We start from the raw sequence: 10,519 nt of genomic DNA, 5'->3' as shown, positions 1-10,519 counted from the left end.
ATAACTGCCGGCGTAGAACCGCACCCTCTCCACGTCACTTATCCAAAACCACCCAATCTCCTCCAAATGAGTCCGTCTTGTGGGTTCGTCTTTGCGTCTTGTGGGTTTCAAATGAGTCCGTCTTGTGGGTTCTTGTGGGTTTCCGTCTTCACGTCTTCAAATGAGTCCGTCTACGGGGCCTACACACGGCGTGTCTCCCTAGAAGGTATGCATAAAAAGTCCGCTGGACAGCTTGGGGGCAAACCATGTCGATTTTGGCGGCATGATGCCTCCCTCATCGGCAAGTTTCATTACATCAGCCATTGAATATTTCGACAAAGGCCTCTTTGGCGGATCGCCATCCCATTTATATTCGAATATCCTCACCTCGTCCTCGGAAAAAATCACAACAGGAAAATAATTGTACCCTTCCGTACCGATATGGCCGGGATTTCTTCCTCGTTTGAGCTCGCGCACGCGCGCGGCCGACTCGCTCCTGTGATGCCCGTCCGCTATGTACAGGGCATCAAACCCCTCGAACGCCTCCAACACCCCGCCCGCCTCTTTCACACGCCAAAAGATATGCCTAACACCGTCCCATCCGATGAGATCATACAACGGTTTTTCCGCTGTCTCCTGCGAGACCAGCCGGGAAACCTTATCATTTCGCCTATGCACCAAAAATACCGGCTCGGCATGAGCGGATATGAAGTCTGCATGACGCATTCTATCAACAACCTTTTCTTCACGCGTCAGCTCATGCCGCTTTATCTTCCCGTTTACATATTCGTCCACGCTTGCAAGCGCAACGACCCCCGTCTGTGAATGTTCGCCCATCACCTGTCTGTAGATATATAAAGAGCTGGCATCGCGAACAAGCAACCCCTTCTCTTGAAACAAATTAAGGTTCGAAAGCGCATTTTCATACACGCTGTCATCGTATGGAAAAACGTCTTCGGGCATATCGATCTCGGAACGCGTGATATGCAAAAAAGAGCGCGGGTTATCTTTTGCGAACGCCCTTGCGCCGGGGGCATCTATCACATCGTATGGCGGGCTGATAACATCCTTCGCGTGCGAAGGAACTGGCAAAAGCGCGGCAAACTGTTTTATCTTTGACATGATACCGCCTTTTTTATATGAATTTAACATTATGTCAACAAATCAACGCGTGTTCAATTTTAACGCCGGCCCCGCATCGCTACCACTTGAGGTGCTGGAAGAAATCCGTGACAATTTTATGAATTTCGGCGGAATGAGCGTATTAGAGATCAGCCACCGTTCAAAGGAATTCGGAAAGATACTGGATGACGCTAAATCGCTCTTAAAAGAACTGATGGGGATACCGGCTGATCATCGCATCCTCTTCCTGCAGGGAGGAGCTTCCACGCAGTTTGCAATGATACCAATGAATCTGCTTAACGGATCCGCCGGTTACTCTATTACAGGCTATTGGGCAAAAAAAGCCGCCGCCGAAGCAAAGCTGTTCGGGCAGGTTAACGAGCCCTTTTCATCCTCAGATACGAACTTCAACAAAACGCCGGTAAATGGCGATATCAAGGTCTCAAAAGGTTCAAGCTATCTTCACATAACGACCAATAACACAATCTACGGCACCGAGTATAATGAATATCCGGAGACCGGCGATATCCCCCTAGTGGCAGATATGTCATCCGACATCCTGTCACATAAGATAGATGTGAACCGGTTTGACTTGATCTATGCGGGAGCACAAAAGAACCTAGGGCCGGCCGGCGTTACGGTCGTGGTGATCAGATCCGGCCTTGCAAAAATAAACCACCGCCCCCTCCCAGCTATGATGAAATATTCGACCCATGTGGAGAACGATTCGCTATACAACACTCCGCCGGTATTCACCATCTACAGTGTCATGCTCGTTCTTAATTGGATAAAAAGATCCGGCGGGATCGAGGGAATCGAAAAAAGGAACCTTGAAAAAGCAAAACTTATCTACGATGCCATCGATAATTCGACGTTCTACAAAGGAACCGCGGAGAAGATGAGCCGCTCGATAATGAACATTACCTTTAACCTCCCCACTGAAGATCTTGAAGAACGTTTTATTAAGGAAGCTGAATTGCAAGGACTTGTTGGCTTGAAGGGTCACCGTGCCATAGGCGGCGTTCGCGCGTCGATCTACAATGTCTTTCCGATCGAAGGCGCAAAGGCTCTGGCTGAATTCATGAAAGAGTTCGAAAGGAAAATATGAAACATAAGATCTTGTGTACTGACGGATTTGCGGAGGCGGGTTTGACGGAACTTAAAAAAAGCGCTTCGCTTGATGTGGTATTTGAAAGATCGCTCTCCCATGAGGATCTCATTAAAAAGGTGCCTTCATTTGACGGTCTGATCGTCAGAAGCGCTTCCACCGTCTCGCGCGATGTGATCGAGGCCGGAAAGAACCTGAAGATAGTAGTCCGCGCGGGCGTTGGAACGGACAACATAGACATAGGCGCCGCAACAAAACACGGCGTTCTGGTGGCTAACGCGCCGGCGGGCAACGCAACATCCGCGGCAGAGCTCACGTTTGCAATGATCCTATCCCTCGCCAGATGGATCCCGCAGGCGGCCAGTTCTATGGCAGAAGGAGAATGGGAAAAGAAGAAATTTCAGGGGGTCGAACTGGCAGGAAAGACCGTCGGCATAATAGGCCTGGGGCGCATCGGACGCGCGGTTGCAAAACGGGCAATAGCGTTCAACATGAATATCGTTGGGTTCGATCCGTTCATTTCCAGAGAACAACTTGAATCGCTCGGAGTTGAACATCTCCCAAAAGAGGATATTTTCAAGAAGGCTGATTTTATCACGTTCCATACGCCACTGACGGATGAAACGAAAAATATGGTGACATTGGACGAATTGAAAACGATGAAAAAGACCGCCTACCTTGTCAATTGCGCACGAGGCGGCATTATCAACGAGCATGACCTGGCCGTGGCGTTAAAAGAGGGGCTTATAGCCGGCGCGGCCCTGGACGTCTTTACAAAGGAACCATATAAAGAAGAGATATTTCGCAAACTTGAGAACTGTATCACCACTCCACACCTGGGCGCTTCTACCCATGATGCACAGGAAGCGGTCGCGATCGAGGCGGCCCTTGTTGTAACAAAGTTCTTTGACGAAGGCCTCAGCATAAATGCGCTTAACAAATTATCAAATTAAAGTGGAATCAATGCGATGATCATAGAGTTCGAGTTGAACATTGCGGATGTCAGTTATACAAGCGAAGAGTTCGAAGATCGCCGAGGATTCAGGATCTGTGTTCGTGAGCTTAACAACGAGTTGATCCATTCGCTTATCGACCTTTATGAGAATTTTGACTTTGAATCGCAATTTCAGGGAGTGCCCCCGTTAAACATCGAATTAAGAAAGGCGTGGCTACAGGGACTCTTGCGCCGCGGTTATCATATTGTGGCCACGCTGGGTGGCGGTGAGATAGTAGGCCATGCGGTTCTCATGGAACTTCCGACAAATAGATCCTGTGAGTTCATTGTCGTTGTAATGAAAGAACACCGCAATAACGGCATCGGAACGAAACTGTGCGAGGCCTCGATAAAGTGGGCCCGCATTCTTCGTTTCAAATCGATGTGGCTTACGGTCTCGGGTAGCAACAGCCATGCATTGCACATCTACAAGAAAGTCGGTTTTCATCTAACGGGACACATGGAAGCGGACATGGAGATGGAAATCGACGTCACCAAATAGGGCCCGCGAACCGTACGACTTCGCGCAAAGATCTATCGCGCTTTTGCATCAAGGTTCTTCAGCTCATCCGCCAGCTCTTTTGGCAGGCGGGTCCCGAACCGGGCCAAGAAACCGCGAATATCGTTCACCTCATCCTTCCATTCGCTCATATCGACTTCGAAAAGTTTTGCTAGCTTGCCTTTTGGAATGTCCATGCCGTCTACATCGAGGTCCTTGATACGCGGTACGAGACCGATCGGGGTCTCCTCCGCGGGAACACGGTCGGCCGTTCTATCGATGATCCACTTGAGAACGCGAATATTATCTCCAAAACCGGGCCAGATAAAATTACCTTCGTCGTCCGCCCTGAACCAGTTAACCGAAAATATTTTCGGCGGCTTTGTGCACTTTTTTCCTATCTTCAGCCAGTTCCCAAAATAGTCCGCCATATTGTAGCCACAGAACGGGATCATGGCCATCGGGTCTCTGCGCAATTGCCCTATCTTTGAGGTCGCGGCCGCCGTGGTTTCAGAACCCATACGTGCCCCGGAGAAGACACCGTGAGCCCAATTGAAACTTTCCGTAACGAGCGGGATGAGCTGTTTTCTGCGCCCGCCAAAAATGATCGCGGATATCGGCACGCCTACCGGATTGTCAGATTCCTTGGAAAGCGTTGGACAGTGTGTAAGGGATACGGTAAACCTGGAATTCGCATGAGCCGCCTTGCCTTCAGAACCCGGCTTCCATGGTCTGCCCTGCCAGTCGAGAAGATCGTCCGGCGGAGTTTTGGTAAGCCCCTCCCACCACGGTTCGTTCGTCTTCGTGTCAAGCGCGGTATTTGTAAATAAAGTCGGGTAGAACGTCCCCTTTTTGAGCATCCGTATCATGTTTGGATTCGTACTCATGGACGTGCCGGGAGCCACGCCAAAAAATCCGGCCTCTGGATTTATCGCCCATAACCTTCCGTCCGGGCCGACGTTCAACCACGCAATGTCATCGCCAAGCGTCCAGACCTTATGTCCCGGAAGCGCCGATTCAAGCATGGCAAGGTTCGTTTTGCCGCAGGCCGAAGGCATGGCGGCAGTGACATAAGTGACCTTTCCTTCGGGATCTTCGATGCCTATGATCACCATATGTTCGGCAAGCCAGCCCTCGTTCAGGCCCAACCAAGAAGCGATCCTAAGCGAAAAACATTTTTTACCCAGCAACGCGTTGCCGCCGTATCCGGAACCAACGCTCCAAACGAGACCTTCAAGGGGAAAATGCATGATGAACCGCTTCTCCGGATCCAGGTCCCCTATCGAATGAAAACCCTTCACAAAATTCTGCGAGTTCCCTATCTTGTCGAGAACGTTCTTGCCCAAGCGGGTCATGATCCTCATGCTGATTGCAACATATGAAGTGTCGGTGATCTGGATACACGCCTTGGCATAGGAAGATTCGGGATGACCCATCATATAAGGAAGGACGTACATAGTTCTTCCCTTCATGCAACCGTCAGAAAGCGCGATCATCTTGGCCTTTGCTGACGCAGGATCCATCCAGTTATTGTTGGGCCCGACCGTTTCTTTGTCGGGATGACAAACAAAGGTCAAATGTTCCGTTCTAGCCACATCAGACGGATGGCTTCGGTGAAGGTAGCTACCCGGATAGTTGCTGAGCTCTGAAAAGACCTTGTGGCCGTTGATTTCCTCCTCCTTCAGGCCGATCTCTATCAAACGATGCGCCTCTTCATCGGAACCGTCGCACCAATGGATATTCTTGGGCTTCGCGAGATTTGCCTGTTCTTCTACCCATTTTTCGATCGCTGTAGCCATAGATCCTCCTTTTTTTTAAATGCATTTTAAAGATTTTTGACTATCGCCGTTCCAAACTCCGAGCACTTGACCTTGCGAGCGTCCGGCATCTGCCGAGCGAGGTCGTAGGTAACGACCTTCTGCCCGATCGTCCGTTCAAGCGCTCTGACGATAGCCGAAGCCGCATCGTTCCATCCCATAAGCTCCAGCATCATAACGCCGGAAAGAATGACCGAACCAGGGTTAGATACATCTTTGTCTGCATATTTTGGAGCGGTGCCATGCGTCGCTTCAAATAGCGCCACCGTATCGCCCACATTGGCGCCCGGAGCCGTTCCAAGACCGCCCACCTGTGCGGCACACGCGTCGGACAGATAGTCGCCGTTTAAGTTGGGCGTGGCAAGGACGCTATATTCGTCGGGACGCAATAGCGCCTGCTGGAACATGCTGTCGGCTATCCTGTCCTTGATCACGATCTTCCCCGCCGGCACCTTGCCGCCGTATTGTTTGGTCACAATCTCTTCGGTCACCGTTACATCAGCGAACTCCTGACGCGCAAGTTCATAACCCCAATCGCGAAATCCTCCCTCGGTGAATTTCATAATGTTGCCCTTATGAACGAGGGTCACGCTTGAAATGCCGTGTTGCTTGGCATAGTTTATCGCCATCCTTACCAGCCGCTTGCTGCAAAAGGCGCTCATCGACTTAATGCCTATTGCCGACCGCTCCCTTATGTTCGTTTTGAGCGAATCGTTCAGGAATTTTAGCACCTTGTCCGCCTCTTCAGTTCCTGCGGCCCATTCGATGCCGGCATAGACGTCTTCGGTGTTTTCCCTAAAAATGACCACGTTCAATTTCTCGGGATGCTTAACGGGGGAAGGCGCCCCCTTGAGCCACCTGACGGGCCTGATACAGGTGTAGAGGTCGAGCTTTTGGCGAAGTGAAACGTTGATGCTCCTGATGCCTCCGCCAATCGGAGTGGTCAGCGGCCCCTTGATGCCTACGTGAAAATATTCCAGGGCCTTCAGCGTCTCGTCCGGCAGCCAAACTTCCTTTCCATACACTTTATTTGCCTTTTCGCCGGCGTAGATCTCCATCCACGATATCTTTTTCTTGCCACCATAAGACTTTTCAACAGCGGCGTCGAAGACTTTCTGCGAAGCCCTCCACAGATCCGGACCGATCCCATCACCCTCTATGAAACATACGATCGGATGATCTGGAACCTGAAATTTCCCGTCGCTAACGCTTATTCTTTCCCCATTTTTTGGAACTGCTACCTTTTCAAATCCTGGCGTCATGTCATTCCTCCCTTTATAAAATTGAGCAACCCGCCGGCCAGCACGATCCTCCGTTGACGGTCGGACAAATCGCAGATCACATTAAAACTATTTCCCTTGGTCTTGTTGAGAACGGAAATAACCCTATCCTTGACTATCTTATTTCTGATGTTCTCGACAACGACCACGTCGCCGGCAGAAGGTCTTGCGGCACCTTCTTCGAATATGAGCGGAAGTATCCCGAAGTTGATCAGGTTCGCAAAATGGATGCGTTCGATAGAACCTGCAAAAACCGTTCGCACGCCCAAATACGCCGGGCACAGGGCGGCATGTTCGCGGGATGAACCCTGTCCATAACTCAGGCCGCCGACTATGGCGTTGTTAAAACCGCCCTTCAGATTTTCCTTGCATCGGTCGTGAAACGTCGGATCAACCGTTTCAAAGACGTATTGCGAATAGGCCTTGATATTCGAACGGAACTTCATTCTCTGGCCGGCAGGAATAATATGATCGGTGGTGATCTTATCGCCGACGACTATCGCCACCTTTGCTGTCAGGTCCTTTGGATACTCACCGATCGTCGGCGGATCGCCGATGTTCGGACCCCGCCTGATCGTAACCTCTTGCCCATCTTTCGGCGGCCAGACTACCATATTATCGTTTATCAGGAATTTTTTCGGCATTTCCGCGCGGGGAGGGATGCCAAATTTCGAAGGGTCAACGAATTCGCCATGCAGAGCCACAAGCACCGCTATTTCCGGGCTCACAAGATAGATCTTGGCGTCCTTTGTGCCGGAGCGACCCTCAAAGTTGCGATTGTTCGTCCTGACAGAGACCCCGCCGCTTTTCGGAGATTGCCCCATCCCGATGCAAAAACTGCAACTCGGTTCGACGATCCTTGCCCCGGCAGAGACAAATTTCGCCAGCGCCCCGCTCCCTGCTGCCATTTCCAATACCTGCCTTGAACCGGGCACAATGACAAGGCTGACATCCTTATGAACGACCCTGCCGTCCAGCATCTTTGCAACCGTGTCAATGTCCTTGTATGACGAATTGGTGCAACTGCCGATGCAGACCTGACTTACCTTAAGCCCGGCAAGGCTTCCGACCGGCATTACATTATCGGGGCTATGAGGTCCTGCGGCGAGAGGCTCAAGCTCCGACAGATCGATATTGATCGTTCTGTGGTATGACGCATCGCTGTCGGGCAATAGTTCGACGAAATCCGACTCTCTGTTCTGCGCCTTCAGAAATTTCAGCGCCTGTGCATCGGACGGAAAGAGCGAAGTTGTGACGCCCAGTTCCACCCCCATGTTCGTTATTGTGGCGCGATCGGGAACGGTAAGATGCGCTATCGCATCTCCCGAATATTCGATAACCGTACCAACGTTTCCCTTAGTGGTCAGGATTGAAAGGACTTTTAAGATTATATCCTTTGCGGATGTCCATGGTGGAAGACGTCCGGAAAGGACGATGTTCACCACCTTCGGCACCTGAATGTAATACGGTGCCCCCGCCATGGCGGCAGCCACATCTATTCCGCCCGCTCCGCAGGCAAGGCTCCCCACACCGCCGGCTGTCGGAGTATGGCTGTCCGAGCCAATGAGAGTTTTGCCGGGGCGAGCGAATCTTTCCAGATGAACCTGATGGCATATCCCGTTACCGCATCGTGAATAAAGGACACCGTGTTTTGCCGCAACATCGGCCAGATAGGCATGATCGTCCGGGTTTTCAAAACCCATCTGAACCGTATTGTGATCAACGTAGCTCAGACTCAGCTCGGTCCGGACCTTTTTCAGCCCTATCGCCTCGAACTGCAGGAACGCCATCGTTCCGGTGGCGTCTTGTGTCAGTGTTTGGTCTATTTTAATACCGATGGTGGCACCATCCTTATATTCACCCTCAAGCAAGTGCGCCCTTAATATTTTTTCTGTGATGTTCATATTTTTTTGTTTATCTAAAGAATCTGTCGCCCAAGCATCTCCTCCCTTGTTCGATAAGCTCTTGCGGCGATATTGCGGTGACGCGCTTATCACTATACTGCGCCTTCACCCATTCATACACTTTTTCTATGCCGGGGTCGGTCTTTTTTATTTGATCCTCGCCCGTCAAGCCCAGGAACTGACTATACCACAGGGCTATACCGGCCAGACCTGATTTGTCGCTCACAAGCGCGGCTAGCGGCCTCTTTAGTATCTTCGTCGTATCAAATATGTTATATATTTCCTCATTTTTGATGAGCCCGTCGGCATGAATGCCGGCCATGGTTGTGTTGAAATATCTACCCACAAAAGGATAGTTGGGCGGCACATTGAATCCGGTCTTTTCTTCAAGATATTTCGCGATATCGGTTATCTTCGTCAGGTCCATTCCGTTAGATGTCCCGGTCAGCTCCGCGTAAGCAATGCAACAGGCCTCGATCGGCGAGTTGCCGGTGCGTTCGCCGAACCCCAACAACGTACCGTTAACGGCCGAACAACCGTAGAGCCATGCCGCCATGGAATTTGCCATTACAAGGTGAAAATCGTTATGGCCGTGCCATTCGAGCTGTGCTGAAGGAACGCCCGCTTCTTTCCTAAGTAACGTCACTATCTTTGGAACGCTTCTTGGTAGTGAAGCCTCCGCGAACGGAACGCCATACCCCATCGTGTCGCACATACGGATCTTAACGGGAACCCTGGAGTCCTCAGACACACGCATGAGACGTTGTACAAGGGGTAGAACAAAACCATACATATCCGCCCTTGTAATATCCTCTAAATGACAACGCGGTTTTACGCCGGTTTCGATAGCCTGACAGACAAGTTTTATATAGTCATCCATCACTTTCTCCCTGTCCTTGCCCATTTTCAGATAGATGTGATAGTCGGACGCCGAGAGTAAAAGCCCGGTCTCCTTCAGCCCCATCCACTTGATACCCTTGAAATCGACCTCGGAAGCGCGCACCCAACCCGTCACCTCCGGATATTGATAACCTCGCGAAAGGCACTTGATAATAGCCTCCCTGTCCTTTTTGTTATAGAGAAAGAATTCGCACTGTCGAATGATGCCGTTCGGGCCGCTAAGTTTATGTAGCATGTCATAAAGATCGACTATCTGATCGGCCGTGTATGGCACGCGCGCCTGTTGTCCATCGCGGAAGGTGGTACATGTTATCCATATCTCCTCAGCCGGAGACATGGGAACGGAGATGTTATCAAATGCAATCTTGGGAACGCTTGAATACGGAAATATCTCTCTTAGTAAATTTGGCTGTTCAGGATTCGGTAGCTTTTGCGGAGAAGACACTTTCCCCTTCCAGCACAACGAATCGATCGCCGGCAGGACGTTGAATTTGAGCTTGGGCGCGTCCGCCTTTTGTGTTGCAATCCCCAAAAGTTTTCGTGCGCAGTTGACCAGAATCTCCGGTTCAAACGGTTTATCCAAAAAAGCGTCGCTGGGCAACCAATTCTCGTCCGACTTGAAATCGAACGGAAAATATTCGTTCACCGCCGTAAGCATCATGACCGGAATGCCCTTGTATTTAGGTTGCGTCTTGATATCCCTGCAGATCTCGAATCCGTCCTTCTTCTCCCCCATGACCACATCTAATATCACAAGATCGGGAGCGTTCTTTTCGAGAGAATCATAACACTCGCCGGAACTCGCGGCGGTAAAGACCTCAAATCCTTCTTTCTCAAGAACAAGCCTTACGACATCCAGCAGGTCCTTATCGTCATCGACCACAAGTATCTTGAACTTCTTCATAGACTTTGTTCC

Annotated in this window: 8 protein-coding genes; 3 read left to right on the top strand and 5 right to left on the bottom strand. The window is 50.7% G+C overall.

Annotated elements, in window-relative coordinates:
• Positions 1 to 198: 198 nt before the first annotated feature.
• Complete coding sequence (locus COV46_01790) at positions 199 to 1,131, bottom strand: hypothetical protein (protein ID PIR18069.1); 933 nt, start codon at positions 1,129 to 1,131, stop codon at positions 199 to 201.
• Between the two features lies 1 nt (position 1,132).
• Here COV46_01790 and COV46_01785 point away from each other — a divergent pair, with 1 nt between their 5' ends.
• The 3 genes from COV46_01785 to COV46_01775 are packed head-to-tail and all read left to right on the top strand — an operon-like array spanning position 1,133 to position 3,705.
• Entirely contained in the window at positions 1,133 to 2,209 is a 1,077-nt protein-coding gene (locus COV46_01785) for a 3-phosphoserine/phosphohydroxythreonine aminotransferase (protein PIR18068.1), read from the top strand.
• Positions 2,206 to 3,162 (top strand): hypothetical protein, encoded by a 957-nt coding sequence (locus COV46_01780; GenBank protein PIR18067.1) that lies wholly within the window; start codon positions 2,206 to 2,208, stop codon positions 3,160 to 3,162. The genes COV46_01785 and COV46_01780 overlap by 4 nt, the downstream gene beginning before the upstream one ends.
• A 15-nt stretch (positions 3,163 to 3,177) precedes the next feature.
• Positions 3,178 to 3,705: a hypothetical protein gene (locus COV46_01775; GenBank protein PIR18066.1), complete on the top strand. Its 528-nt coding sequence runs from the start codon at positions 3,178 to 3,180 to the stop codon at positions 3,703 to 3,705.
• Between the two features lie 32 nt (positions 3,706 to 3,737).
• Here the strand turns inward: COV46_01775 and COV46_01770 are convergent, their stop codons facing one another.
• The 4 genes from COV46_01770 to COV46_01755 are packed head-to-tail and all read right to left on the bottom strand — an operon-like array spanning position 3,738 to position 10,507.
• Complete coding sequence (locus tag COV46_01770; GenBank protein ID PIR18065.1) at positions 3,738 to 5,501, bottom strand: phosphoenolpyruvate carboxykinase (GTP); 1,764 nt, start codon at positions 5,499 to 5,501, stop codon at positions 3,738 to 3,740.
• 26 nt (positions 5,502 to 5,527) lie between these two features.
• Complete coding sequence (locus COV46_01765; GenBank protein PIR18064.1) at positions 5,528 to 6,781, bottom strand: isocitrate dehydrogenase (NADP(+)); 1,254 nt, start codon at positions 6,779 to 6,781, stop codon at positions 5,528 to 5,530.
• The gene (locus COV46_01760) at positions 6,778 to 8,703 is read right to left on the bottom strand and encodes an aconitate hydratase (GenBank protein PIR18063.1); all 1,926 of its coding nucleotides are present in this window, start codon (positions 8,701 to 8,703) and stop codon (positions 6,778 to 6,780) included. The genes COV46_01765 and COV46_01760 overlap by 4 nt, the downstream gene beginning before the upstream one ends.
• Before the next feature lie 10 nt (positions 8,704 to 8,713).
• Positions 8,714 to 10,507, bottom strand: a complete 1,794-nt coding sequence (locus tag COV46_01755; protein PIR18062.1) for a hypothetical protein — start codon at positions 10,505 to 10,507, stop codon at positions 8,714 to 8,716.
• Positions 10,508 to 10,519: the final 12 nt, after the last annotated feature.

Source organism: Deltaproteobacteria bacterium CG11_big_fil_rev_8_21_14_0_20_49_13, assembly GCA_002796305.1.
Taxonomy (GTDB): domain Bacteria; phylum UBA10199; class UBA10199.
This window is presented reverse-complemented; position numbering and strand designations above follow the sequence as displayed.

Excerpts from the sequence above, each read along its gene's own strand:
- COV46_01770 (PIR18065.1), bottom strand. The coding sequence starts at position 5,501 with ATGGCTACAGCGATCGAAAAATGGGTAGAAGAACAGGCAAATCTCGCG.
- COV46_01755 (PIR18062.1), bottom strand. The coding sequence starts at position 10,507 with ATGAAGAAGTTCAAGATACTTGTGGTCGATGACGATAAGGACCTGCTG.
- COV46_01780 (PIR18067.1), top strand. The coding sequence starts at position 2,206 with ATGAAACATAAGATCTTGTGTACTGACGGATTTGCGGAGGCGGGTTTG.
- COV46_01790 (PIR18069.1), bottom strand. The coding sequence starts at position 1,131 with ATGTTAAATTCATATAAAAAAGGCGGTATCATGTCAAAGATAAAACAG.
- COV46_01760 (PIR18063.1), bottom strand. The coding sequence starts at position 8,703 with ATGAACATCACAGAAAAAATATTAAGGGCGCACTTGCTTGAGGGTGAA.
- COV46_01765 (PIR18064.1), bottom strand. The coding sequence starts at position 6,781 with ATGACGCCAGGATTTGAAAAGGTAGCAGTTCCAAAAAATGGGGAAAGA.
- COV46_01785 (PIR18068.1), top strand. The coding sequence starts at position 1,133 with ATGTCAACAAATCAACGCGTGTTCAATTTTAACGCCGGCCCCGCATCG.
- COV46_01775 (PIR18066.1), top strand. The coding sequence starts at position 3,178 with ATGATCATAGAGTTCGAGTTGAACATTGCGGATGTCAGTTATACAAGC.